We start from the raw sequence: 24,199 nt of genomic DNA, 5'->3' as shown, positions 1-24,199 counted from the left end.
GGCCGACGAGGAACGAGGAGGCGTATCGAGACCCGACCTCCCCAACCTTCCCGCCGGCGCGAGAGGTGGTCCTCCACGCCCACTTCGACGCAGACATCACCGCCGAGGGCACGGTGTTCGGGCCCACCGGACGGATGGAAAACCGGCAGAAGCTCCTGCTCCTCGAACAGCTTCAGTCCTGGTGCGGCGACAGCCGGACGAAGGTGACCGTGAAGCCGGTCATCGACCTCAACCACAACCTCGCCACGCCCGGCTACGACATCCCCGACCGCATCCGCGAACAGGTCATCCTGCGCGACCGCACCTGCGTCTTCCCCCACTGCACCCGACCCGCCCGTGGCTGCGACATCGACCACGTCACCGCGTACGACCATCACGCCGAAGCAGAAGGCAGACCACAACCCGGACCCACACGGTCCGACAACCTCGCCTGCCTGTGCCGCTCCCACCACCGGCTCAAGACCTTCACCACCTGGCACTACCAGATGGTCGCGCCCGGCGTCTTCGAATGGACCAGCCCCCACGGCCACCAGTTCCGACGCGACCGCACCGGCACCACGCAGATCAACCCGATGAACCCGGCCGAGCCCGAGCCACCCGAACGACCATGACCCGCCCCCCGCCAGTCACCACGATGGCGGGGCCGCGGTCACGTCCAGGCCTCGCCAGAACGGAGGCGGGTCTGCTCTTCAAACCGACACGCGCGCAGCGCAGCCTCAGCGGTGGCCGCCTGGTTGAGCAGGCCGAGACCGTTGGAGATGGTCGCGATCACCAGGCCGCCGATGACGGCGTCGATCGCCCGGCCCCGGCCACCGAAGAGGCTGGTGCCACCGATGACGGCGGCCGCGACGGCGTAGAGCAGGACGTTGTTCCCGCCCGTGGCAACGTCCGGATCTGGCACCCCTCTGTGTCAAGGAGCGGCTTTGGTGAGGGTCTTCCGGCCGGCTGATGGTCGGCGTAGCGTCGGCTTCGCGGGTCCGGGAAGTGGCTGATCCGAAGTGTCGATGAGCGGGTGTGAGTCGGCCGCGCTGGATTGAAGTGTCGCCCCGCAGTGCCCTCCCGGACCCGCTCCAGCGAGTTGCTGGGCGTCGGCGACGAGCTGGCGATAGACGACGTCGGACAGGCGTCGTTTCAGGCACCGCAGTGCTTCCATCGGTGTCTTGCCGGCGGCGAGTTTGCGTCGGTAGTAGGCGCGGCCCTCGGTGTCGTGACGGATCTGCACGATCGCCGCGACGTGCAGGACGTGGTTCATCCGCCGGTTCCCCGCACGTGAGAGTCGGTGGCGGTTCTGCTCACCGGACGAGGCGTCCAGGGGCGCGGTCCCGGTCCAGGACGCGAACCGGTTGCGATCAGCGAACCGGGCCACGTCACCGACATCAGCCAGGACCCGGGCCGCACCAGCCGGTCCTACTCCGTAGAGGTCCATCAGGTGTGAGCCGCGAGCAGTGACCGCGGCCTTCAACTCGGCCTTAATGCGCTTGAGCTTGGCGTCGACCGCGACCAGGTCCGCGACCTCTTCGGCAGCCATCCGCCGTCGGGTCTTGCCTGCGATGTCACGAGGCCTGATGGTGGCGAATGGCTTTGGCCTGCGTGGCGGACAGGTCGCGTTTGCGCTGGCCAGGCAGCAGTTCGCTGAGCAGGCGCTGCAACCGGTTGACGGTCTGGACGCGCTGGTGGGCCAGCTCATCGCGGCGGTCGGTGAGCATCCGCAGCGCTTCGAGCTCACCGTCCTCGGTCAGCTCCCGCAGTCCGTCGGTGCGGACCGCGACGACGGCGACGGAGTGGGCGTCCAGGGCGTCGGTCTTGCGGTTGTGGCCGGTGTCGAAGAGCCGCACCCGCGCCGCGAGCTTGGCCGGGACATCGACCACTTGCTCCCCGGCGGCAAGGAGCCGTTGAGCCAACGGACGGCCGGCACCGTTGGCTCCCTCGACCGCCCACAGCCGGGCAGGCCACTGCTTCACATAACGGCACATCGCGGCATACCCGGCCTTGTCGGTGTCGAACCGAGCCCTACCGAGCAACCGTTCGCGGGTGTCGACGACCTCGATCGTCACCGACATCTTGTGGGGATCAACCCCGATGATCACTGCCTTCGTGCTGCTCATGTGCTCACCTCGTCCTCGCTTGGAAATCGGAAGAGTCGACGAGGTGGGCATTGCTACTACGAGCTGGGCAGACCCCTCTGGAGCCACTCCTCGTCACGGTGGTCGACGGGTCGCAGTCCAGATGAGAGCCACACCAGCCGGTGGGCAGCCGATAAAAGAGCGTCCCGCCGATCACCTAGACCAGAGTCTGGCCAGACACCGATCCTGCAGGGAAGTCTCCTAGTAGCCGATGAGCGGTTGTGCGCGATTCCGACGTTGCCGCCGGACGGTGCTGCGATCCTGTCGGGATGGAGCGCGACGAATGGATCGAGATCGAATGGCTCGAAGGGCCAGATGCGCGGTCACGAGACTGGGGAAGGTACCTGCGCGAGAAGCATCCAGACCTTCGCGAGTACCGCGAGGAAGACTTTCGGATCGACGTCGTGTGTGGACGGGACGGAGTCGATCGCGTGCGGCTGATGAGGCGGCCGGAGCCCACTGAACGACCGCCAAGAAGGAAGCCTCGGCACTGACCGCCCACGCGCCCTGAACGTCCGGATCTGCCGCGATGCGTCTGCGCCTCACGGAGTGAGGCTCTGTCCGCCCGCACGGCCGAACCACCTGCCAAGATGAGACCGTGCAGGCTCGACTCGTCGTGATCTCGGGTCTTCCGGCGAGTGGGAAGACGAAGGTGGGCACGGCTCTCAGCGAACGACTGGGCCTGCCGCTCATCGACAAGGACGCGATCCTCGAAGCCTTGTTCGACAGTCTCGGGTGTCCCGATCGGGACGAGCGGCACCGGCTCAGCCGGGCGAGCGACGAGGTGCTGTACGCCCTCGCCGCGGCATCTCAGGCGGCGGTCGTCGTGAACTGGTGGGACCACCGCGCGTCACCAGCGAGGTTGCGCGGCATCGCCTCGTCGATCGTCGAGGTGTTCTGCGAGTGTCCGGTCGAGGTCGCGACGGCGAGGTTCGCGGGTCGGAGCCGTCACCCTGGCCACCACGACCCGGTCCGGTCGCCGGATGAGCTGGCGGAGGGCGTTCGAGCCATGCGCGAAGCGTTCCGCGGCCCGCTGCGCGTCGGTGAGCTGGTCCGCGTCGACACGGAGGAGCCACTCGACGCCGACTCGTTGGCCGGACAGGTGCTCGCGCTGCTGGAGGGCGGCCGTCCTCGGGCCTAGCGGCCGACCTCGACTCACCCTCGCAGCTTGTCGCCGAACGCAGCCCCGAGCCGGGAGGTGAGCCCCGCGAGCGCGGTGTCGACGTCGTCGGCGACCACAACGTCCTCGAGGACCTCGGGCCGCATGAAGCCGGCATCGGCGAGGCCGCGGAGCGAGTCGAGGAACGGCGTCCAGGTGCCGCCGAGGTTGAGGAAGCCGACCGGGTCGTCGTTGAAGCCGATGTAGCGCCAGCTCCACACCTCGATGATCTCCTCGAGCGTGCCGAGGCCGCCGGGCAGGCACAGGAACGCGTCGGCGAGCTCGGCCATCAGGGCCTTGCGCTCGTGCATCGTGTCGACGACGTGCAGCTCGGTGAGGTCGTCGCGACCCCACTCGCGCGCGACCATCGAGTGCGGGATCACGCCGATCACCTCGCCACCGGCGTCGAGGGCACCCTGCGACACCTCGTGCATCAGCCCGTGCCCACCACCGCCGTAGACCAGCCCGATGCCGCGCTCGGCCAGCGCCCGCCCGACGTCGTACGACGCGCGCGCGAGGGCCGGGTCGACGCCCGGGCTGGAGGCACAGAAGACGGCGACGCGCCGGATCGTTCGACTCACGCGCCGAGTCTAGGAAGCGGTGACGAGTACGGTCGAGGACCACCGTGCTTGGGAGGTCCGCAGTGCCGCAGCTCCGCCACCTGTCCGTCGCGCTCGCCGCGGCGCTGGTCGTCGTACCGGTCCGGGCGGACGCCGCGGAGGGCTGGGCCACCCTCGAGGAAGCGGGTGGACACGCCCTGGCAATCGCGGTCGGCGACGGGACCACCGCGCTGGTCAGCGTCGGCGGACCGGACGAGGCGACGGTCTACGACCAGCGGCGCGCGCCCGACGGGACCCTCGGTCCGGTCACCGAGGTGCTGACGGTGCCCGACGCCGACTACTGCCGCCCGGTCGAGGCGGCGGCCGCCGCCGGCAGCCTCGCCGTGGCAGTCGAGTGCCAGCAGCAGACCGACTTCGAGGACCCGCCGACCACGCTGGCCGAGCTCGTCTGGACCGGTGACGGCGGCTGGGCCTGGCACGTCCGCCGGGAGGGGGTCCTCGGGTCCTTGGACTTCTCGCCCCGCGGAAAGTTCGTCGCCTTCACGAGCAACAGCCAGTACGGCCGCCCGCACCACGTCACGAGCTACCACCCCGACCTCGGGTGGCGCGACGTCCGACGCCGCGAGCGCGGCGTCAACGGCGACACCATGGTCGCCGCGATCGACGACCGGGGTGACGTCGTCGCCCTGCGGGGCGCCGGCTTCGAGGACGAGCCCGGCTACTGGTTCGGCGGCCGCCTCGCCCTGGAGTCGTACGACGGCGACACCGGACGCTGGACCGAGCGGTTCGCGCAGCGGTTCCCCGACGGCGGCATCCGTCCGGCAGCCATCGACCTCGTCGGCCAGCGCCTCGCCGTGACCCTCGTCGAGACTCGCTCGACCGGCAAGGTCAACGGCGTCGACGAGCGGGTCGTCCTGCTCAGCGGCAGGGCCGGTCACCCACGCACCTGGTCCTCGCGCTGGACCCGCGGCGTGCTGACGGCCGACGCCGCGATCACCGGCGCCGGTGTCGGGCTCGCGTCGTGGCAGGCGCTGGTCGAGCCGCGGGTCGCGACGCCCCGGTTCGCGACCTGGCCGCCCTCGCGGAGCAGGCCCCGGGTGCACGACCTCGCGTGGCGTACGACGACCACGACGGCGGCGGCCGCCGGCGAGGCCATGGACCTCTCCGTCGCCACCAACGGCCGGGGCGTCATCGCCTGGACCAGGCACGGACCGGGAGACGACCACACCGATGTCGCCGGGGCCACCTTCCGCGTCCACCGGAGCGGCCGGATCAGCGACCAGGTCGACGTCACCTGGTCGCAGCCGGTCGGCGTCACGGTCGAGGTGGCTGCGAGCGGCCGGGGGAGCAGCGTGACGCTGGGCTCCCTGAGCCGACCCGGGGTCTCCTACAGCCTCGGCCCCTGAGCCCCGACCGCCTTCTCGTAGCGGCGGCACGGCGAGACGAAGACCTCACCCGCGGCCGTGACCGAGTAGGGCAGCTCGCCCCCGTCACGCCAGCCACGCTTCTCGTAGAACGCCCGGGCGCGGGCGTTGCCCTCGACCACCGCGAGCCAGGCGACGTCGTGGCCGGCCGCTGCAACCTGCCGCTCGCCCTCGTCGAGCAGCACGCCGGCGACCCCGCTGCCGCGCGCACCGCGGCCGACGAACACCTGCTCCACCTCGTCACCGGCGACCATCACGAAGCCGAGCAGCTCACCGGAGTCCGACACGGCGACAGTCGTGTCGGCCACCCGCGAGGGCGTGCGCTCGTGGAAGGCCTCCATCGTCCGGGCCGCGGTGAGGCCCTCGGGCACCCGACCGGCGTGCCCGTCGTGCCAGCCCTCGTGCCACAGGTCGGCCACAGCGGCCATGTCGGCACCACTGGCCGGTCGGATCGACGTCATGCGACCACCCTAGGATCGTCGGCATGGACAACGACGGGCTCGAGCGGATCTGGACGCCGCACCGGATGGCCTACGTCCGCACGTCCGCGGACGACGAGGGCTGCCCGTTCTGCGCGATCCCGGGGCACCCCGACGACGAGTCGCTCGTCGTGGCGCGGGGCGAGTCGACCTACGTCGTGCTCAACCTGCACCCCTACAACCCCGGCCACCTCATGGTGCTGCCCTACCGGCACGTCGCCGACCTGGCCGACCTCACCGAGGCCGAGTCGAGCGAGCTGATGGCGATGACCCAGCGTTCGCTGCGCGCGATCCGGGCGGTCAGCAGCCCCCACGCCTTCAACATCGGGCTCAACCTCGGCCGCTCGGCAGGCGGCTCGCTGTCCGAGCACCTCCACCAGCACGTCGTCCCGCGGTGGACCGGGGACGCCAACTTCATCACGGTCGTCGGCGGCACCAAGATGCTGCCCCAGCTGCTCGAGGACACCCGAGACCTCATCGCGGGGGCGTGGGCCGACGCCTGACCCGTCGCGGGCTCAGGCGATGGGGTGGGGGTGCTCCGCGCCGCGCCCCTGGAAGGCCAGGATCGCGGGGTTGCGGATCCGCCCGTCCTGGATCTCGATCGCCCGCGTGATCGTCTCGTCGTCGGCCCACGCCTCGGGGCCGCCCACCACGGTGTCGATGAACGGCAGCAGCGCCTCGCTGTTCTCCCAGGTCGCCGAGCTCCACAGGTAGGACGGACTGTGGTCGACCGCGTAGTAGTGGACGCCGTCGCCAACCGTGAACATCGGCTCGTCGAAGGTCGTCGGCACCGCCCACGAGAAGCCCATGCCCTCGTCGCACGAGACGTCGACGATGAGGCTGCCCGTCCGGAACCCCGCGAGGTCCTCGGTGCGGAGGTAGGTCAGCGGCGCCGCGGTGTCCTGCAGCGTGCAGTTGACGACGATGTCGTTCTCGGCGAGGTACGCCGCCAGCGGCTCGCGGCCGCGGTCGGTGATCACCATGCTGGCGCCGGGGTCGTCGGGGTCGTGGTCGAACTGGCGGATCAGCACCGAGTGGATCGGCGAGCCCACCGCCGCCACACCACGGGTGGTGAGGACCGCGACGTCACCGACGCCGTGGGCCTTGAGGGCGGTGACGGCCCCGCGGGCGGTCGCCCCGAAGCCGATCACCACCGCGCTCAGCCGGCGCCCGTAGTCGCCGGTGATGCCGACGAGCTCCATGGCCTGCAGCACCGAGCAGTAGCCAGCCAGCTCGTTGTTCTTGTGGAAGACGTGCAGCCCGACGTAGCCGTCGCGGGTCCAGTGGTTCATCGCCTCGAAGGCGATCAGCGTCAGCTCGCGATCGATGGCCAGCTGCGTCAGCTCGGTGTCCTGCACGCAGTGCGGCCACCCCCACAGGACCTGCCCGGCGTGCATCGCGGCCACGTCCTCGTGCTGCGGCTTCGGCAGCACGACCACGTCCGCGGTCGCGATGATCTCCTCACGCGAGGCGAAGCCCGCGACGTGTGCCGCGAGGTCGGTGTCGTCGATGCCGAAGCGGGCGGCGTAGCCGTGCTCGAGCGTGGTCCTCGCGGCCACCTCGGGCGCGAGCCGGTGCAGGTGCTCGGGGTGGAGGGGGAGACGGTGCTCGTTCTCCTTGGCCGAGGTCCCGACGATGCCGAGGCTGAGCGGGCTCACTTCTTCTTCGGCATGAACGGCTCGGTGGAGTCGCCCTTCCCGGCGGCCTTCGCGTGCTTCTCGGCACGCTTCTCCTTGATGGACTTGCCGGACTTCTTGGACATGCCTTGCCGCGGCGACTTGTCGCTCATCGGGGCTCCCTCGTCGGAAGCCTGGATGGCTCCGTCTCGCCACACTACGCGCTCCCACTAACGTGGCTCCCGTGGACGACACCTCCCTGTCCGACGAGTCCCTCGCAGCCGACGCCGCCCTCGCGGCCGACCTGGTCCGTGAGGCCGCGACGCTCGCAGCCCGGATCCGCGCCGAGGGCCTCGACATCGACTTCAAGTCCAGCGGCTCCGACATCGTGACCCAGGCCGACACGTCCGCCGAGCGGCTGATCGTCGACCGGCTGGCGGCCGAGCGACCGGACGACGCGATCGTGGGGGAGGAGGGCACGTCACGACCCGGCACCTCGGGACGCACCTGGGTGATCGACCCGGTCGACGGCACCTACAACTTCTCCCGCGGCAGCGACTGGTGGTGCAGCGCGATCGCGCTGACCGGCGAGGACGACGTGCTGCTCGGCGCGGTGCACCACGCCGCGACCCACCGGACCTGGGTCGGCGGGCCCGACCTGCCCAGCACCTGCGACGACGTACGCCTCGCCGACCTGCCCGACACGGCCACCGGGTCGCGGTGCGCCACGACCTACCTGCACCCGCCGTTCTTCGGCAGCGAGGTCGGTGACGCCTTCTCCCGGGCGCTCGGGCAGGTCGGCACGCTGCGGATGCTCGGCTCCGGGACGATGGACGCGATGGCGATCGCCTCGGGCCAGTGGGACGTGCTCTTCCAGCACTCCGTCGCCGACTGGGACCGGCTCCCGGGAGCGGCGATCGTCCGCGGTGCGGGCGGCGAGTCCGTCGTCGTACCCGCCGCCGGCGTGGACTGGACGGTGACCGGGGCGCCCCGGGCCGTCGCGGACGTCCGAGCCGCGCTGATCGACGAGCCCGGCGCCCGGTAGCCTTCGGCCGTGCTCGATCGGTTCAAGCAGTTCTGGCAGGGCGTCATGCTCGCGCCCTTCATCAACCTCTTCATCCGCCTGGGCATCAGCCCCGACGTGGTGACGCTGGTCGGCACGCTCGGCGTCAGCTTCGGCGCGCTGTTCTTCTTCGCGCAGGGCTGGGTGTGGCAGGGCGTCCTGTTCATCACCGCCTTCGTCTTCAGCGACCTGATCGACGGCGCGATGGCCCGCAAGACGGGGCGCAAGGACGACTTCGGCGCCTTCCTCGACTCGACGCTGGACCGCATCGCCGACGGCGCCCTCTTCGGTGGCCTCGCCCTCTTCTTCGCCTGGCACCGCGAGAGCCACCTCTACCTCGTGCTGTGCCTCGTCATCCTCGTGATGGGCGCCGTGACGTCCTACGCCCGCGCCAAGGCCGACCACCTCGGCTACGACGCCAAGGTCGGCATCGCCGAGCGCCCTGACCGCCTCGTCGGCATGCTCGTGCCGGCCTTCTTCGCCGACCTGCTCGACCTGTGGTGGCTGCTCTACGTCTCGCTGTGGGCGCTCGCCGCGGCGGCCACCGTGACGGTGGTGCAGCGCATCTGGGTCGTACGCCGCCAGGCGCTCGCCCGCGCGGCCGCGCAGGCCTGATCGAGCACCGGTCCCGGTGCCTCCTTTCGGATGAGTCCGCACTACGATCGGACCATGGCTGAGCAGACTGCAGAGACCCCCCTCGAGCACGGCACCAGCCGCGTGAAGCGCGGCATGGCCGAGATGCTCAAGGGCGGCGTGATCATGGACGTGGTGACCGCCGAGCAGGCGAAGATCGCCGAGGACGCCGGGGCCGTCGCCGTCATGGCCCTCGAGCGCGTCCCCGCCGACATCCGCGCCCAGGGCGGCGTGTCCCGGATGAGCGACCCCGACATGATCGACGGCATCATCGAGGCCGTCTCCATCCCGGTGATGGCGAAGGCCCGGATCGGCCACTTCGCCGAGGCGCAGGTGCTCCAGTCGCTCGGTGTCGACTACATCGACGAGTCCGAGGTGCTGACCCCGGCCGACTACACGAACCACATCGACAAGTGGGCGTTCACCGCCCCCTTCGTGTGCGGCGCGACCAACCTCGGCGAGGCCCTGCGCCGGATCACCGAGGGCGCGGCGATGATCCGCTCCAAGGGCGAGGCCGGCACCGGTGACGTGTCCAACGCGGTCACCCACATGCGCACCATCCGCGCCGAGCTCAACCGCCTGCACGGCATGGCCGAGGACGAGCTCTACGTCGCGGCCAAGGAGCTGCAGGCGCCCTACGAGCTGGTCAAGGAGGTCGCGGTCGCGGGCAAGCTGCCGGTCGTCCTCTTCACCGCCGGCGGCATCGCCACCCCGGCCGACGCCGCGATGATGATGCAGCTCGGCGCCGAGGGCGTCTTCGTCGGCTCCGGCATCTTCAAGTCGGGCAACCCGGCCCAGCGCGCCGAGGCGATCGTCAAGGCGACGACCTTCTTCGACGACCCCGACGTGGTCGCCAAGGTCTCGCGCGGCCTCGGCGAGGCGATGGTCGGCATCAACGTCGACGAGCCCGCCCGGTCGATCCAGTTCGCCGAGCGCGGCTGGTAGTCCGTACCCCTCGCCCGGCCCGAGCCGCGCAGGTCCTACCCTCCGGGTGTGCCTGCAGCCCACCCCACCATCGGCGTGCTCGCCCTCCAGGGCGACGTCCGCGAGCACCTCGCAGCCCTGCGCTCGCTGGGCGCGGACCCGGTCTCCGTACGCCGACCGGGTGAGCTCGCGGCCTGCGACGGCCTCGTCGTCCCGGGCGGGGAGTCCACGACGATGGCCAAGCTGGCCCGGATTTTCGAGCTGCTCGAGCCGCTGCGCGAGGCCGTCGCCGGCGGGCTGCCGGTCTTCGGGACCTGCGCCGGGATGATCATGCTGGCCGACCGGATCGAGGACGGTGCGCCGGGCCAGGAGACCATCGGCGGGCTGCACATCACGGTGCGCCGCAACGCCTTCGGCCGCCAGGTCGACTCGTTCGAGGAGGACCTCGACGTCGACGGCCTGGCCGACCCGGTGCGGGCGGTCTTCATCCGTGCGCCGTGGGTCGAGTCGGTCGGCGACGACGTCGAGGTGCTGGCTCGGGTCGGCTCGGGACCGGCCGTGGGTAGGATCGTCGCGGTGCGTCAGGGCCCCCTGATGGCGACCTCGTTCCATCCGGAGGTCGGCAGCGACGACCGGGTCCACGGCATGTTCGTGGACCTGGTGCGCTCGGTCCGGTGACCGCACCTCACGACACGCGACAGATAGAGGACCCATGTCAGGCCACTCCAAGTGGGCAACGACCAAGCACAAGAAGGCCGCGATCGATGCCAAGCGCGGCAAGCTCTTCGCCAAGCTGATCAAGAACATCGAGGTCGCGGCGAAGCAGGGCGGCGGCGACCCCGCCGGCAACCCGACCCTCTACGACGCCATCCAGAAGGCGAAGAAGAGCTCGGTCCCCAACAAGAACATCGACTCCGCCCTCAAGCGCGGCTCCGGTGCGGAGTCGGGCGGCGTCGACTACAAGACGATCTCCTACGAGGTCTACGGCCCCCAGGGCGTCGCCTTCCTCGTCGAGTGCCTCACCGACAACACCAACCGTGCCGCCATGGAGGTCCGCACCGCGGTCACCCGCAACGGCGGCACGATGGCCGACCCGGGGTCGGTCTCGCGCCTGTTCACGCGCAAGGGTGTCGTCGTCGTGCCGAAGACCCAGGACCACGACGGCACCGTGCGTGAGGTCACCGAGGACGACGTCCTCGAGGCGACCCTCGACGCCGGCGCGGAGGAGGTCAACGACCTCGACGAGGCCTTCCAGGTGCAGAGCGAGGCCACCGACGTGGTGGCCGTGCGCACCGCGCTCCAGGACGCCGGGATCGACTACGACTCCGCCGACGTGGAGTTCGTCGCCAGCCTCGAGATCCCGGTCGACGCCGCCGGCGCCGGCAAGGTGCTCCACCTCCTCGACGCGCTCGAGGACCTCGACGACGTGCAGGACGTCTTCACCAACGTCGACATCCCCGCCGACGTGATGGCCGAGCTCGAGGAAGCCGACGCCTGAGCGTCCGGCTCGCCGCTGTAACGCCGGGTTAGTGCTTGTTCTACCCATCTCCGGAGGGGGTGCCTACAAGCGGCAACCCGGCGTTACAGCGCGTGCTGCCGCCAGACCGCCAGTAGGAGGGTCGGCGAGTCGGCGCGGAGGTACGCCTCTCAGGCGGAGCGCCGGCGCTCGGGCGCGAGGATGTAGGGGGCAAGGTCGTCGATCGCGGTCCCGAACAGACGGCACGTCTCGGCATGCTCGCGCCGCAGCCGCGCCAGTGCGGCAGCCCGCCCCGGGCCACAGTCGTACGCCGTGATCCGAGCGACGCCCAGCTTGAAGCCGCTGATGAAGTCCTGGCGGTCCTTCTCCTTGCGCAGCGCGGCTCGCGCTTTCGCGGGATCGTCGGGGTACTTCCCGAGCCCGTCGACCTCGAACATCTGCCGACCCACGTGGAAGTCGACCCACACCTCGCGACGACCGTCGCCGAGTCCGAGCTGGGTGCGCGGCCGACCGATGCCGAGCTCGAGAACGAGCTCGCGGCCCTGCGACTCCAGATAGCTCTCGGCGCCGGGGTCGGCATGCTCGGTGCACCACCGCATGACAGTGGAGCCCGGCCAGCACGACATCTCCTCGAGCACGTTCCGCAGCTGTTGGCGGGTCACCCCGCGCCTCAGCGCGGCGTCGCACGCGGCCAGTCCCGCCGCGCGGCCGTGCTCACGAGCCATGTCCAGCGCCGTACGAGCAGGCCCGAGGATCCGCAGTCCCTCGACGTCCAAGGTGTCCTGGTCCTGGAACGGCGCCCGGTGGTGCTTGACCCCTGCTCGCTCCGCGTCGCCGTGCACCTTGCGGCGCGTGACGTGGACCAGTGCCGTGGTCGGGGAAGGAGCACCCATCTCCAGCGCGATGCTCGACGAGTCGTGGCTGAACGCGTAGGCAGGTGCTTGCAGGCTGATCGCGGCTGCGCGCACTCGCAGCAGGGGACGTGCTCGATACGGCTCAGCCGCTGCCCACGCCTCGCCATCGGCGTACACGCCGCGTCGGACCCGGACGAGTCGCCCCGAGCGGACCAGCCGCTCGATGTCGCTGCGGACCAGTCCGAGGATGGCCAGCTGGCGGTGGCTGACCAGGCCGTGTTGGCGGTGCATCAGTGCGAAGGCGGGCAGGTACATCGCACGACGATGACCTGCCGCGCCGCCACCACGCGCTCCCGCACGTCCGGCCCTGTGGAGAACGCGTCGGGCTGCGCTCCTGTGGATGATTCCTGGCCCGCTCCTGGCCCGCTCCTGGCCCGCTCCTGGGTCGATCGCCCAGAGCCAGCGCCCGCTGCAACGCCCGGTTGTTGCTTGTTCTACCCATCTCCGGAGGGGGTGCCTACAAGCGCCAACCCGGCGTTACAGCGGCTCGGCGCCCGGCACGGGGCTGGCGGGCGCTGACCGCGCCAGCCGCGCCGCGCCGCGTGTCGTACGCCGTCCCGCATCCGCCGCGGGATAGCGTGACCGCACGAACACATGTTCGGACGGACCGGTCAGTGCGAGGCGGAGGGTGAGGCGCGTGCGGGTGCTCGGCATCGACCCCGGCCTGACCCGGTGCGGCGTCGGCGTGGTCGACGGCAGCGTCGGGCGCCCGCTGTCGATGGTCGACGTCGGCGTGATCCGCACGAGCTCCGACCTCCCGGTCGCGGAGCGGCTGGTCACCATCGAGAAGGGCCTCGACGCCTGGCTCGACGAGCACCGGCCCGACGCGGTGGCGGTGGAGCGGGTCTTCGCCCGGTCCGACTCGAGCACCATCATGGGCACCGCCCAGGCGAGCGGCATCGCCCTGGTGGTCGCGGCCCGGCGGGGGCTGCCGATCGCGATGCACACGCCCAGCGAGGTCAAGGCCGCGGTGTCCGGCAACGGTCGTGCCGACAAGGCGCAGGTCGGGGCGATGGTGGTGCGGATCCTGCGGCTCACCGAGCTGCCGAAGCCCGCCGACGCCGCCGACGCGCTCGCGCTCGCCATCACCCACGTCTGGCGCGGCTCGGCCAGCAACCGGCTCGAGGCCGCCGTGGCCCAGCAGCAGGCCCTGGTGAGGGCCCAGAAGCAGAAGATGAGGACCCGATGATCGCCTTCGTCCGCGGCGAGGTCGCCGCCGTCACCCTCAACAGCGCCGTCCTCGAGGTCGGGGGAGTCGGGCTCGAGCTGATGTGCACGCCCGGGACGCTGGCCACCCTGCGCGTCGGCCAGCCGGCGACGCTGCCCACCAGCATGGTCGTGCGCGAGGACAGCCTGACGGTCTTCGGCTTCCTCGACGACGACGAGAAGTCGATCTTCGAGATCGTGCAGACCGCCTCCGGGGTCGGACCCAAGGTCGCCCAGGCGATCGTCGCGGTCATGAGCCCCGACGACGTGCGCCGGGCGATCACCACCGAGGACGTCAAGGCGCTCACCCGGGTCCCGGGCATCGGCCAGAAGGGTGCGCAGCGGATCATCCTCGAGCTCAAGGACCGCATCGGGCCTCCGGTCGGCGTCCACCAGCCGGCCGCGAGCCTCCCGCATCACGACGCGTGGCGCGACCAGGTCCAGCAGGGGCTCGTCGGCCTCGGCTGGTCGGCCAAGGAGTCGGAGAAGGCCGTCGAGGCCGTGGCCCCCGACGCGGGCGACCGGCCCGACGTGGGCGCCCTCCTGCGCGCCGCGCTGCGCACCCTGAGCAAGGCGTGAGCCAGCGATGAACTGGGACGACACCGACGAGGACGTCGAGCTGACGGCGGCCGAGCACGCCCACCTCCAGCGGCTCACCGACGCCGACGCCGACAACGACGAGCGCGCGGTCGAGGCGGCGCTGCGCCCCAAGACGCTCGACGAGGTGGTCGGGCAGGTGCGCGTGCGCGACCAGCTGGGGCTGGTCCTCGAGGCCGCCCGTCGTCGTGGCCGGGCGCCCGACCACGTCCTGCTGTCCGGCCCGCCGGGGCTCGGCAAGACCACGCTGGCGATGATCATCGCCGCCGAGATGAGCACCCCGCTCCGCCTCACGAGCGGACCGGCCATCACCCATGCCGGCGACCTCGCCGCGATCCTGTCGGGCCTCAACGAGAACGACGTCCTCTTCGTCGACGAGATCCACCGGATGTCGCGCCCCGCCGAGGAGATGCTCTACATGGCGATGGAGGACTTCCGGGTCGACGTCGTCATCGGCAAGGGCCCCGGGGCCACCGCGATCCCGCTGGAGATCCCGCCCTTCACCCTCGTCGGCGCCACCACCCGCGCCGGCCTCCTGCCGGGCCCGCTGCGCGACCGGTTCGGCTTCACCGCCCACCTCGAGTTCTACGAGCCCCACGAGCTCGACCGCATCGTCCACCGCAGCGCCGGCCTCCTCGGCGTGCACCTCACGGCCGAGGGGTCGAAGGAGATCGCCGGTCGCTCGCGCGGCACGCCCCGCATCGCCAACCGGCTGCTGCGCCGCGTCCGCGACTACGCCCAGGTCCGCGCCGACGGCGTCCTCACGCTGCCGGTCGCGCAGGCCGCGCTCGAGCTGTTCGAGGTCGACGAGTCCGGCCTCGACCGCCTCGACCGGGCCGTGCTCGACGTGCTGTGCCGCCGTTTCGGCGGGGGACCGGTCGGCGTCTCCACCCTGGCCGTCGCCGTGGGCGAGGAGCGCGAGACCGTCGAGGAGGTCGCCGAGCCGTTCCTGGTCCGCAACGGCTTCCTCGCCCGGACGCCGCGGGGTCGCGTCGCGACGCCCGCTGCGTGGCACCACCTCGGGCTGACGCCTCCGCCGATGCCCACGGTCGACTCCACGCTCTTCGACGACTGAGGGCGACCGACGGAGGATGGGCCGGGCGCGGGCCGCCCCGTAGACTCCACGGGCTCAGGCACACGCCGACCAGACCCATGATCTCCCCCGACCCCTAGGAGACCCTGCCGTGAACGACCTCGCCGCGCTTCTGCCCCTCGCCGCCATCCTCGCCCTCTTCTACTTCGTGGGGATCCGTCCCCAGCAGCGCCGGGCCAAGGAGGTCGCTGCCCTGCAGAGCAGCATCGAGGTCGGCCAGCGGGTCATGATGTCGTCCGGCATCTTCGGCACCGTCACCTCGATCGACGACGACCGGGCGACGCTCGAGATCGCCGCCGGCACCCGGATCGAGATCGCCCGCGCGGCCATCGCGAAGGTCGAGTCCGCGCTGCCCGGGATCGAGGAGCCCGGCGATGCCTGATCGCTCCGCAGCGCAGGAGGCGCTGACCCGCCTCACCGTCGACGTCCCCGACTGGCCCGAGCCCGGCGTCACGTTCAAGGACATCACCCCGGTCCTCGCCGACCACCACGCCTTCTCAGCCGTCATCGACGCGCTGGCCGCGGCCGGCCGCGACGACCACGGCAACGTCGCGGTCGACAAGGTCGTCGGCATGGAGGCGCGGGGCTTCATCCTCGCCGCCCCGGTCGCGCTGGCCCTCGGCATCGGCTTCGTCCCGGTCCGCAAGGCGGGCAAGCTGCCGCGCGCGGCGCACGCGGTGTCGTACTCCCTGGAGTACGGCGAGGCGACCCTCGAGGTGCACCGCGACGCCATCGCACCGGGGGAGCGGGTGCTCCTCGTCGACGACGTGCTCGCCACCGGCGGCACCGTCGTGGCCACCCGGGAGCTGGTCGAGAGGTGCGGCGGCGTCGCGACCGGAGTGGCCGTGCTGATGGAGCTGGGCTTCCTCGACCCGCGCAAGGTCACCGGTGACCTCCCGGTCAGCACCCTGCTGACGATCTGACCCGCACAGCCGACAACTAGACTCGGTCCATGGCAGAGGAGCAGGCACCCGCCCAGGAGGCGAAGGCGCCCCTGACCGCGCGCGGCATGCGTGCGCGCCTCGCCCGCGTCGGCACCCGCCCGCCTGCCCAGAACCCGGTCCTGGAGCCGCTCTTCCGCGCGGTCCGCGCCAACCACCCCAAGGCCGACCTCGCCCTCCTCGAGCGCGCGTACGCCGTGGCCGACAAGTGGCACACCGGCCAGATGCGCAAGAGCGGCGACCCCTACATCACCCACCCGCTCGCGGTGACGACGATCCTCGCCGACATCGGCATGACCGAGCCGACGCTGGTCGCGGCGCTGCTCCACGACACGGTCGAGGACACCCCCTACACCCTCGACGAGCTGCGCGGCGACTTCGGTGACGAGGTCGCGCTCCTGGTCGACGGCGTGACCAAGCTCGACAAGGTGCAGTACGGCGCCTCGGCGCAGGCCGAGACGATCCGCAAGATGATCGTGGCGATGTCGCGCGACATCCGGGTGCTGGTCATCAAGCTCGCCGACCGGCTGCACAACATGCGCACGCTGCGCTACGTCCCGGCCGCCTCGCAGGAGCGGTCCTCGCGCGAGACCCTCGACATCTACGCGCCGCTGGCGCACCGCCTCGGCATGAACACGCTCAAGTGGGAGCTCGAGGACCTCGCCTTCGCGACGCTGCACCCCAAGATCTACGACGAGATCGTCCGCATGGTCGCCGAGCGGGCGCCCTCGCGCGACCAGTTTCTCGCCGAGGTCGTGGACGAGATCGAGCAGGATCTCAAGACCGCGCGGATCAACGCGAAGGTCACCGGCCGGCCGAAGCACTACTACTCGATCTACCAGAAGATGATCGTCGGCGGTCGCGACTTCTCCGACATCTACGACCTCGTCGGCATCCGCATCCTCGTCGACGAGGACCGTGACTGCTACAGCGCGCTCGGCGTCATCCACTCGCGCTGGAACCCGGTCCTGGGCCGGTTCAAGGACTACGTCGCGATGCCGAAGTTCAACATGTACCAGTCGCTCCACACGACGGTCATCGGTCCGCAGGGCAAGCCGGTCGAGGTGCAGATCCGCACCTTCGCCCAGCACCGCCGGGCGGAGTACGGCGTCGCCGCGCACTGGAAGTACAAGGAGAACTCCAAGGCCGGGGTCGACACCGACCGCCTCGGCGACAAGGACGACCTCACCTGGCTGCGCCAGCTCCTCGACTGGCAGAGCGAGGTCGAGGACCCGGGCGAGTTCCTGGAGTCGCTGCGCTTCGAGATGAACCAGCAGCAGGTCTACGTCTTCACCCCGCGCGGTGACGTGATCCCCCTGCCGATGGGTGCGACCCCGGTCGACTTCGCCTATGCCGTCCACACCGAGGTCGGCCACCACACGATCGGCTCGCGGGTCAACGGCCGCCTGGTGCCGCTGGAGTCGCGGCTCGACAACGGCGACGTCGTGGAGGTCTTCACCTCCAAGTCGCCGACGTCCGGGCCGTCGCGCGACTGGCTCAACTTCGTCCAGTCACCGCGCGCCCGCTCGAAGATCCGCCAGTGGTTCACCAAGGAGCGGCGCGAGGAGGCGATCGAGCACGGCAAGGACCAGATCGCCAAGCTCATGCGCAAGGAGGGCCTGCCCCTCACCCGCCTGATGACGCACGACGTGCTCGCGCTCGTGGCCGAGCACTTCCACCACGCCGACGTCTCCGCGCTCTACGCGGCGGTCGGCGAGGGCAACCTCAGCGCCCAGGCCGTCGTACGGCGCGTCATCGACCTGCACGGCGGCGACGAGGGAGCCCAGGAGGACCTCTCCGAGGGCGTCACCATCACCGGCCGGTCCCGCGCCAAGCGGGCGCCGACCGACTCCGGCGTGATCGTCCCCGGCGTCGACGACCTGTGGGTCAAGCTGGCCAAGTGCTGCACCCCGGTGCCCCCGGACCCGATCCTCGGCTTCGTCACCAAGGGCGGGGGAGTCTCGGTCCACCGCAAGGACTGCACCAACGCCGCCAGCCTGCTCGGCCAGCCCGAGCGGGTGCTCGAGGTCGAGTGGGCGCCGACCTCGCAGTCGACCTTCCTGGTCAACATCCAGGTCGAGGCGCTCGACCGCGCCCGGCTGCTCTCCGACATCACGATGGCGCTCTCCGACGCCCACGTGAACATCCTCAGCGCGACGCTCTCCACCACCCGCGACCGCGTGGCCAAGAGCCGGTTCTCCTTCGAGATGGCCGACGCCGCCCACCTCGACGGCGTGCTCCGCGCCGTGCGCGCCGTGCCCGGCGTCTTCGACGCTTACAGAGTCACTGCTTGAATGGCGCTCGCTCCGCTCGCCTGACCGGGTGCTCGACCGAGGCCGGCCAGCCGAGCGCCCCGCTCAGTCACCGCGCTCGCCGCCCGACGTTGTCGTGACGACGAGCGAGCAAGCGTGACGAGCGCAGCGAGGCAGCGCAGGTCGAGCGAGGAGGAAGGACGACGTCCTCAGGGGCGGTGAGCACGCGCGAGCGGAGCGAGCGCCATTCAACTGAAGTCGGCTGCGGCCTTCTTCGCCATGTCGAGGAACGCCTGCTTGTTGGCGAGCTCGCCCTCGAGGTCCTTGGCCTTCCGCGCGTCGCCCGCGGCCGTCGCCTTGTCGAGGCGCGCCTGCGTCTCCGCGATGCCGGCCTCGAGCTTGCCGATCATGTCGTCGGCGCGCGCGGACTTCTCCGGGTCGCTCCTGCTCCACTGCTCGTCCTCGACCGCGCGGATCGCCTGCTCGACGCTGCGCATCCGGCCCTCGAGGTCCTTCATCCGGTCGCGCGGGACCTTCCCGGCAGCGTCCCAGCGGTCGGCGAGGTCGCGGAAGGCCTTCTTGGCCGCGTCGAGGTCGGTGACGGGCACGAGCGCCTCGGCCTCGACCAGGATCGCGTCCTTGACCTCGGCGTTGGCGGTGAACTCCTCGTCGAGGGCGGCGTTGGCCGCGTCGCGGGCACCGAAGAAGGTGTCCTGGGCGCCGCGGAACCGCTGCCAGAGCTGGTCGTCGACCTCGCGGGGCGCAGGACCTGCGGCCTTCCACTCGCGCATCAGGTCGCGGTACTTGCCGGCGGTCGGACCCCACTCGGTGGACGCCGAGATCGCCTCGGCCTCCTTGACGAGCCGCTCCTTGACGACCCGGGCGCTGTCGCGGCGCTCGTGCTCCTCGGCGAAGTGCGCCTTGCGGTGGCGGGTGTAGGTCGTCCGGGCGGTGGAGAAACGCCGCCACAGCGCGTCGTCGGTGGCGCGGTCGAGTCGCGGCAGCTCCTTCCACGTCGAGAGCAGCTCGCGCAGGCGGTTGGCGCCGTTGCGCCAGTCGGAGCTCTCGGCGAGGCGCTCGGCCTCGGCGACGAGCTTCTCCTTCTCCGCCTTCGACTCCGCGGTCTTCTGCGCGCGCTCCTCCTTGCGGGCCGAGCGCTGCACGGCGATCACCGGGGCCAGCGCGTCGAGGCGGGCCGCGAGGCTGACGAGGTCACCGACCGCGTGCGCGTCGACGACCTGCTCGCGCAGCGCCTTCGACGAGGAGGTCGCCTCCTCGGGGGCGAGGCGGCCCGAGGCCACGCGCTGCTCGAGCAGGTGGACCTTGCCCTCCAGCTCCTCGAATCGCTTGGTGAAGAACTCCAGGGCCTCGGCCGGCGTGCCGGCCTCGTAGGACCCGACGGATCGCTCACCCTCGGCGGTGCGGACGTAGACGGTGCCGTCCTCGGCCACCCGCCCCCACGGCGTCGCCGCCTGGGCCGAGTCGTCTGGGGACTGCTGGTCGGCGCTCATGGTCGCCCATCGTAGTCATGGCCGCGACCGGCCTCGGTAGGCTTCCCTCCTGAGGAGATCCGACCGGAGATCTGACCCGAGCTCCAGCACGAGACAAGCAAGGACTGACGCCTGTGTTCATCGCCGGCTTCCCCGCCGGGCCGTGGGGCACCAACTGCTACGTCGTGGCGACCGGTCCCGGCACGGAGTGCGTCGTCATCGATCCGGGCAAGGACTCCGCCGGCGGCGTCGCCGACGTCGTCCGCGAGCACCGGCTCAAGCCCGTCAGCGTCCTGGTCACGCACGGGCACGTCGACCACATGTGGTGCGTGGCGCCGGTGGCCGGCACCTACGACGCCACGGCCTGGATCCACCCCAGCGACCGGCACCTCCTGACCGACCCGATGGCCGGCATGAGCAAGGAGTCCACCCAGATGCTGCTGGGCGGCGACTACTCGTGGGCCGAGCCCGACGACGTGCGCGAGCTCTCCGACCTCGCCGAGCTCGAGCTCGCCGGGCTGAGGTTCGTCGTCGACCACACGCCGGGGCACACCGAGGGCTCGGTGACCTTCCGGACGCCCTACGCGCAGCAGGACGTCTCGGAGGTGATGTTCTCCGGCGACCTGCTCTTCGAGGGCTCCATCGGCCGGACCGACCTGCCCGGCGGCGACCACGCGACGATGCTGCGCAGCCTCACCGACAAGGTGCTGACGCTGCCCGACGACATCGTCGTGCTGCCCGGCCACGGCAACCAGACCTCCATCGGGCGCGAGCGCGCCACCAACCCCTACCTGCTCGAGCTGCTGGACGGCGGCGGAGCAGGCCGGGTGACCCGCGGACTCTGAGGAAAGAAGAGATGAGCAAGATCGCCCCGCTGAGCGGGTTCCCCGAGCTGCTGCCTGCGCAGCGCACCGTCGAGCGCGAGGTCGTCGCGTCGCTGTCGCGCACCTTCGAGCTGCACGGCTTCGCCAACATCGAGACGCGCGTCGTCGAGCCGATCGACCGGCTGGCCAAGGGCGGCGAGGTCGACAAGGAGATCTACGTCCTCCAGCGGATCAACGCGGAGGCGGACGCCCGGGCCGAGCTCGGCCTCCACTTCGACCTGACGGTGCCGTTCGCCCGCTACGTCCTCGAGCACGCCGGTCACCTCGAGTTCCCGTTCCGCCGGTTCCAGGTCCAGCCGGCCTGGCGTGGCGAGCGCCCGCAAGAGGGCCGCTACCGCCAGTTCACGCAGGCCGACGTCGACATCGTCGGGCGCGACGAGCTGCCGTTCCACCACGACGTCGAGGTGATGTCAGTGATGGTGGACGCCCTCGGCCGGCTGCCCATCCCGCCGGTGTCGTTCCAGTTCAACAACCGCAAGCTGATCCAGGGCTTCTACCGCGGCCTGGGCATCGACGACGTCACCGACGCGATCCGGGTGATCGACAAGCTCGACAAGCTCCCGGCCGACGAGGTCGCGACGATGTTGGTCGAGCGCGTCGGTACGACGCCGGAGCAGGCCCAGCGGTGCCTCGAGCTGGCCACCATCCGGGTCGCCGACACCTCGTTCGTCGAGAAGGTCCGCGCGCTCGGCGTCACCGACGAGCTGCTCGAGCAGGGCCTCGAGGAGCTCGCCGCCGTCGTCGACGGCTGTCGCGCCGTCGCGGGCGACCGGGTGAGCGTCGAGGCCAACCTCCGCATCGCGCGCGGCCTCGACTACTACACCGGCACCGTCGTCGAGATCTTCATGGCGGGCTACGAACGGCTCAAGTCGGTCGGCGGGGGAGGGCGCTACGACGCGCTCGCCAGCGACGGTCGTACGACCTATCCCGGCGTCGGGGTGTCCTTCGGCGTCTCCCGCACGCTCGTCCCGCTGATCGCCGACGGCGTGCTGGCGGGCAGCCGGCCGGTGCCCAGCGTGGCGCTCGTCGCGCTCAACACCGAGGACGACCGGGCCGCCAGCACGGCGGTCGCCGCCGCTTTGCGGTCCCGCGACGTCGCGTGCGAGGTCGCCCCCGCTCCTGCGAAGTTCGGGAAGCAGATCCGCTTCGCCGAGCGGCGCGGCATCCCCTATGTCTGGTTCGTCCAGGCCGACGGCAGCCACCAGGTCAAGGACATCCGCTCGGGGGACCAGGTCGAGGCCGACCCGGCCACCTGGACCCCACCTCCGGCCGACCTCCGTCCGATCATCGTCACCACCCAGAACACCATCGAGGAGAACCAGTGATCCGCACCCATGACGCCGGCGCCCTGCGCGCCACGGACGTCGGCCAGACCGTCACGCTCGCCGGGTGGGTGGCGCGGCGCCGCGACCACGGCGGCGTCGCGTTCCTGGACCTCCGCGAGGCCAGCGGCGTGGTGCAGGTCGTCGTCCGGGACGAGGAGGTCGCCCACAGCCTCCGCAGCGAGTACTGCCTGAAGGTCACCGGGGAGGTCGTCGCCCGCAAGGAGGGCAACGAGAACCCGAACCTGGCCACCGGCGAGATCGAGGTCGTGGCCACCGACGTCGAGGTGCTCTCCACCTCCGACCCGCTGCCGTTCCCGATCGACGACGCGTCCGGCCACAAGGGCGGCGAGGTCGGTGAGGAGGCGCGCCTCAAGCACCGCTACCTCGACCTGCGCCGCTCCGGCCCCAACGCCGCCCTGCGCCTGCGCTCGAAGATCAACAAGGCCGCGCGCGACGTGCTCGACGAGCGCGCGTTCGTCGAGATCGAGACGCCCACCCTGACCCGCTCGACGCCGGAGGGTGCCCGCGACTTCCTGGTGCCCGCCCGGCTCGCGCCCGGCAGCTGGTACGCCCTGCCGCAGAGCCCGCAGCTGTTCAAGCAGCTGCTGATGGTCGGCGGCATGGAGCGCTACTACCAGATCGCGCGCTGCTACCGCGACGAGGACTTCCGCGCCGACCGGCAGCCCGAGTTCACCCAGCTCGACATCGAGATGAGCTTCGTGGACCAGGAGGACGTCATCGAGCTCATGGAGAGCGTCCTCGAGGCGATGTGGGCGCAGGCCGGCAAGACGATCCAGCGGCCCATCCCGCGGATGACGTACGCCGAGGCCATGGCGAGGTACGGCTCCGACAAGCCCGACCTGCGCATGGGCCTGGAGCTCGTCGAGTGCACGGAGTACTTCAAGGACACCACCTTCCGCGTGTTCCAGGCCGACTACGTCGGTGCGGTCGTGATGCCCGGCGGCGGCAGCCAGCCGCGCCGCCAGTTCGATGCCTGGCAGGACTGGGCCAAGCAGCGCGGCGCCAAGGGCCTGGCCTACGTCACGGTCGCCGAGGACGGCGAGCTCGGTGGCCCGGTCGCGAAGAACCTCACCGACGCCGAGCGCGAGGGCCTCGCAGCGCACGTCGGCGCGGCTCCCGGCGACTGCATCTTCTTCGCCGCCGGCCCGGTCAGGAGCAGCCGCGCGCTGCTCGGCGCGGCCCGTCTCGAGATCGGCCGCCGCGGAGACATGCTGGACGACGCGGAGTTCGCGTTCACCTGGGTCGTCGACGCGCCCCTGTTCGAGCCCAGCTCCGACGCTGTCGCCAGCGGCGACGTGGCCGTCGGCGCCGGCGCCTGGACGGCGGTGCACCATGCCTTCACCAGCCCGAAGGCGGAGTTCCTCGACACGTTCGACACCGACCCCGGCAGCGCCCTGGCCTACGCCTACGACATCGTCTGCAACGGCAACGAGCTCGGCGGCGGGTCGATCCGTATCCACCGCGGCGACGTCCAGAAGCGGGTCTTCTCCGTGATGGGCCTCGGCGAGGAGGAGGCCCAGGAGAAGTTCGGGTTCCTGCTCGACGCCTTCAAGTTCGGCGCGCCCCCGCACGGTGGCATCGCGGTCGGCATGGACCGGATCGTGGCGCTGCTCGCCGGCACCGACTCGATCCGCGACGTCATCGCCTTCCCGAAGTCCGGTGGCGGCTACGACCCGCTCACCGCCGCGCCCGCGCCGATCACCCCGGAGCAGCGCAAGGAGGCCGGCGTCGACGCCCGGCCCGAGCCGAAGGGCGACCCGGCAGCCGCTGCGGCCGAGGCCTGATCCCACGCACGGAAGGGGCGGTGACCACCGATTCGGTGGTCACCGTCCCTTCGTCGTACGCCGATCACGCGGGAAGGGACGTCGCCGAGGAGGCCTCGGGCGCGGAGGACATCCCGAATATCACGAGATCCTCCGGAGGTTTGCCGGGGGTTCCAGGTGAACCGGTCGTAACTGGATCGTTACGCGGCAGTGATCGTTCCCGCGTCGCAGGTCACATAGAGTCCGTTTCCGGCG

The 24,199-nt window shown here is 71.1% G+C and carries 27 protein-coding genes; 18 read left to right on the top strand and 9 right to left on the bottom strand.

Features of this window, described 5'->3' with window-relative positions:
- The first annotated feature begins 65 nt into the window (after positions 1–65).
- Positions 66–611: an HNH endonuclease signature motif containing protein gene (locus tag BLV76_RS20265; RefSeq protein ID WP_090971584.1), complete on the top strand. Its 546-nt coding sequence runs from the start codon at positions 66–68 to the stop codon at positions 609–611.
- Positions 612–649: 38 nt separating this feature from the next.
- Here BLV76_RS20265 and BLV76_RS23435 read toward each other — a convergent pair whose 3' ends face one another.
- The 3 genes from BLV76_RS23435 to BLV76_RS22930 are packed head-to-tail and all read right to left on the bottom strand — an operon-like array spanning position 650 to position 2,105.
- Positions 650–901 (bottom strand): hypothetical protein, encoded by a 252-nt coding sequence (locus tag BLV76_RS23435; RefSeq protein WP_090971582.1) that lies wholly within the window; start codon positions 899–901, stop codon positions 650–652.
- A 9-nt stretch (positions 902–910) separates the two neighbouring features.
- Positions 911–1,528 (bottom strand): transposase, encoded by a 618-nt coding sequence (locus tag BLV76_RS22935; protein ID WP_217630408.1) that lies wholly within the window; start codon positions 1,526–1,528, stop codon positions 911–913.
- A gap of 25 nt (positions 1,529–1,553) precedes the next feature.
- Positions 1,554–2,105 carry an IS110 family transposase gene (locus tag BLV76_RS22930; RefSeq protein ID WP_217630407.1) on the bottom strand — a complete coding sequence of 184 codons (552 nt, stop codon included), beginning with the start codon at positions 2,103–2,105 and terminating at the stop codon, positions 1,554–1,556.
- A 616-nt stretch (positions 2,106–2,721) separates the two neighbouring features.
- On the opposite strand from BLV76_RS22930, the gene BLV76_RS20250 reads away from it, so the two are divergent.
- Positions 2,722–3,264, top strand: coding sequence for a P-loop nucleotide/nucleoside kinase family protein (locus tag BLV76_RS20250; RefSeq protein ID WP_090971580.1), 543 nt, complete (start codon positions 2,722–2,724; stop codon positions 3,262–3,264).
- A 14-nt stretch (positions 3,265–3,278) separates the two neighbouring features.
- Here the strand turns inward: BLV76_RS20250 and BLV76_RS20245 are convergent, their stop codons facing one another.
- Complete coding sequence (locus tag BLV76_RS20245) at positions 3,279–3,863, bottom strand: LOG family protein (RefSeq protein WP_217630406.1); 585 nt, start codon at positions 3,861–3,863, stop codon at positions 3,279–3,281.
- Between the two features lie 62 nt (positions 3,864–3,925).
- Here BLV76_RS20245 and BLV76_RS20240 point away from each other — a divergent pair, with 62 nt between their 5' ends.
- The gene (locus tag BLV76_RS20240; RefSeq protein ID WP_090971578.1) at positions 3,926–5,248 is read left to right on the top strand and encodes a hypothetical protein; all 1,323 of its coding nucleotides are present in this window, start codon (positions 3,926–3,928) and stop codon (positions 5,246–5,248) included.
- Here the strand turns inward: BLV76_RS20240 and BLV76_RS20235 are convergent.
- Positions 5,230–5,727 (bottom strand): GNAT family N-acetyltransferase, encoded by a 498-nt coding sequence (locus BLV76_RS20235; RefSeq protein ID WP_090971576.1) that lies wholly within the window; start codon positions 5,725–5,727, stop codon positions 5,230–5,232. The genes BLV76_RS20240 and BLV76_RS20235 overlap by 19 nt on opposite strands.
- A gap of 23 nt (positions 5,728–5,750) precedes the next feature.
- Between BLV76_RS20235 and BLV76_RS20230 the strand changes: the two genes are divergently transcribed.
- A complete protein-coding gene (locus tag BLV76_RS20230; protein ID WP_090971574.1) occupies positions 5,751–6,248 on the top strand; it encodes an HIT family protein in 498 nt (165 codons plus the stop codon).
- A 12-nt stretch (positions 6,249–6,260) separates the two neighbouring features.
- Here the strand turns inward: BLV76_RS20230 and BLV76_RS20225 are convergent, their stop codons facing one another.
- Both BLV76_RS20225 and BLV76_RS23405 read right to left on the bottom strand, forming a co-directional pair.
- On the bottom strand, positions 6,261–7,403 hold the full coding sequence (locus tag BLV76_RS20225) for a N(5)-(carboxyethyl)ornithine synthase (protein ID WP_217630405.1): 1,143 nt from the start codon (positions 7,401–7,403) through the stop codon (positions 6,261–6,263).
- Positions 7,400–7,534 (bottom strand): hypothetical protein, encoded by a 135-nt coding sequence (locus BLV76_RS23405; protein WP_281246175.1) that lies wholly within the window; start codon positions 7,532–7,534, stop codon positions 7,400–7,402. Before BLV76_RS23405 ends, BLV76_RS20225 begins: the two co-directional genes overlap by 4 nt.
- 71 nt (positions 7,535–7,605) lie before the next feature.
- Between BLV76_RS23405 and BLV76_RS20220 the strand changes: the two genes are divergently transcribed.
- The 5 genes from BLV76_RS20220 to BLV76_RS20200 are packed head-to-tail and all read left to right on the top strand — an operon-like array spanning position 7,606 to position 11,479.
- A complete protein-coding gene (locus BLV76_RS20220) occupies positions 7,606–8,406 on the top strand; it encodes an inositol monophosphatase family protein (protein WP_175539769.1) in 801 nt (266 codons plus the stop codon).
- Positions 8,407–8,415: 9 nt separating this feature from the next.
- On the top strand, positions 8,416–9,039 hold the full coding sequence (pgsA, locus tag BLV76_RS20215) for a phosphatidylinositol phosphate synthase (RefSeq protein WP_090971572.1): 624 nt from the start codon (positions 8,416–8,418) through the stop codon (positions 9,037–9,039).
- Positions 9,040–9,093: 54 nt separating this feature from the next.
- Entirely contained in the window at positions 9,094–10,002 is a 909-nt protein-coding gene (gene pdxS, locus BLV76_RS20210) for a pyridoxal 5'-phosphate synthase lyase subunit PdxS (protein WP_090971570.1), read from the top strand.
- A gap of 48 nt (positions 10,003–10,050) precedes the next feature.
- Positions 10,051–10,659, top strand: a complete 609-nt coding sequence (pdxT, locus tag BLV76_RS20205; RefSeq protein ID WP_090971568.1) for a pyridoxal 5'-phosphate synthase glutaminase subunit PdxT — start codon at positions 10,051–10,053, stop codon at positions 10,657–10,659.
- A gap of 34 nt (positions 10,660–10,693) precedes the next feature.
- Positions 10,694–11,479 carry a YebC/PmpR family DNA-binding transcriptional regulator gene (locus tag BLV76_RS20200; protein WP_090971566.1) on the top strand — a complete coding sequence of 262 codons (786 nt, stop codon included), beginning with the start codon at positions 10,694–10,696 and terminating at the stop codon, positions 11,477–11,479.
- Positions 11,480–11,628: 149 nt separating this feature from the next.
- Here the strand turns inward: BLV76_RS20200 and BLV76_RS20195 are convergent, their stop codons facing one another.
- On the bottom strand, positions 11,629–12,627 hold the full coding sequence (locus BLV76_RS20195; RefSeq protein WP_090971564.1) for a type IV toxin-antitoxin system AbiEi family antitoxin domain-containing protein: 999 nt from the start codon (positions 12,625–12,627) through the stop codon (positions 11,629–11,631).
- A 382-nt stretch (positions 12,628–13,009) separates the two neighbouring features.
- Here BLV76_RS20195 and ruvC point away from each other — a divergent pair, with 382 nt between their 5' ends.
- From ruvC to BLV76_RS20165, 6 genes are all read left to right on the top strand, one after another.
- Positions 13,010–13,561 (top strand): crossover junction endodeoxyribonuclease RuvC, encoded by a 552-nt coding sequence (gene ruvC / locus BLV76_RS20190; protein WP_090971562.1) that lies wholly within the window; start codon positions 13,010–13,012, stop codon positions 13,559–13,561.
- Positions 13,558–14,157 carry a Holliday junction branch migration protein RuvA gene (gene ruvA, locus BLV76_RS20185; RefSeq protein WP_090971560.1) on the top strand — a complete coding sequence of 200 codons (600 nt, stop codon included), beginning with the start codon at positions 13,558–13,560 and terminating at the stop codon, positions 14,155–14,157. Before ruvC ends, ruvA begins: the two co-directional genes overlap by 4 nt.
- Positions 14,158–14,164: 7 nt before the next feature.
- A complete protein-coding gene (gene ruvB / locus BLV76_RS20180; protein ID WP_090971558.1) occupies positions 14,165–15,250 on the top strand; it encodes a Holliday junction branch migration DNA helicase RuvB in 1,086 nt (361 codons plus the stop codon).
- 109 nt (positions 15,251–15,359) lie between these two features.
- Positions 15,360–15,650 carry a preprotein translocase subunit YajC gene (yajC, locus tag BLV76_RS20175; RefSeq protein ID WP_090971556.1) on the top strand — a complete coding sequence of 97 codons (291 nt, stop codon included), beginning with the start codon at positions 15,360–15,362 and terminating at the stop codon, positions 15,648–15,650.
- Positions 15,643–16,191: an adenine phosphoribosyltransferase gene (locus BLV76_RS20170; protein WP_090971554.1), complete on the top strand. Its 549-nt coding sequence runs from the start codon at positions 15,643–15,645 to the stop codon at positions 16,189–16,191. The genes yajC and BLV76_RS20170 overlap by 8 nt, the downstream gene beginning before the upstream one ends.
- A 29-nt stretch (positions 16,192–16,220) precedes the next feature.
- On the top strand, positions 16,221–18,503 hold the full coding sequence (locus tag BLV76_RS20165) for a RelA/SpoT family protein (RefSeq protein ID WP_217630404.1): 2,283 nt from the start codon (positions 16,221–16,223) through the stop codon (positions 18,501–18,503).
- Between the two features lie 206 nt (positions 18,504–18,709).
- Here BLV76_RS20165 and BLV76_RS20160 read toward each other — a convergent pair whose 3' ends face one another.
- Entirely contained in the window at positions 18,710–19,972 is a 1,263-nt protein-coding gene (locus tag BLV76_RS20160; RefSeq protein ID WP_090971552.1) for a DUF349 domain-containing protein, read from the bottom strand.
- A 113-nt stretch (positions 19,973–20,085) separates the two neighbouring features.
- Between BLV76_RS20160 and BLV76_RS20155 the strand changes: the two genes are divergently transcribed.
- Genes BLV76_RS20155 through aspS form a run of 3 tightly spaced genes read left to right on the top strand, consistent with a single transcriptional unit; the run spans position 20,086 to position 23,965 of the window.
- Entirely contained in the window at positions 20,086–20,796 is a 711-nt protein-coding gene (locus tag BLV76_RS20155; RefSeq protein ID WP_090971550.1) for an MBL fold metallo-hydrolase, read from the top strand.
- Between the two features lie 11 nt (positions 20,797–20,807).
- Positions 20,808–22,160 carry a histidine--tRNA ligase gene (gene hisS / locus BLV76_RS20150; protein ID WP_090971548.1) on the top strand — a complete coding sequence of 451 codons (1,353 nt, stop codon included), beginning with the start codon at positions 20,808–20,810 and terminating at the stop codon, positions 22,158–22,160.
- Positions 22,157–23,965: an aspartate--tRNA ligase gene (aspS, locus tag BLV76_RS20145; RefSeq protein WP_090971546.1), complete on the top strand. Its 1,809-nt coding sequence runs from the start codon at positions 22,157–22,159 to the stop codon at positions 23,963–23,965. The genes hisS and aspS overlap by 4 nt, the downstream gene beginning before the upstream one ends.
- Positions 23,966–24,199 lie beyond the last annotated feature (234 nt).

It is taken from the genome of Nocardioides exalbidus, assembly GCF_900105585.1.
GTDB lineage: Bacteria > Actinomycetota > Actinomycetes > Propionibacteriales > Nocardioidaceae > Nocardioides > Nocardioides exalbidus.
This window is presented reverse-complemented; position numbering and strand designations above follow the sequence as displayed.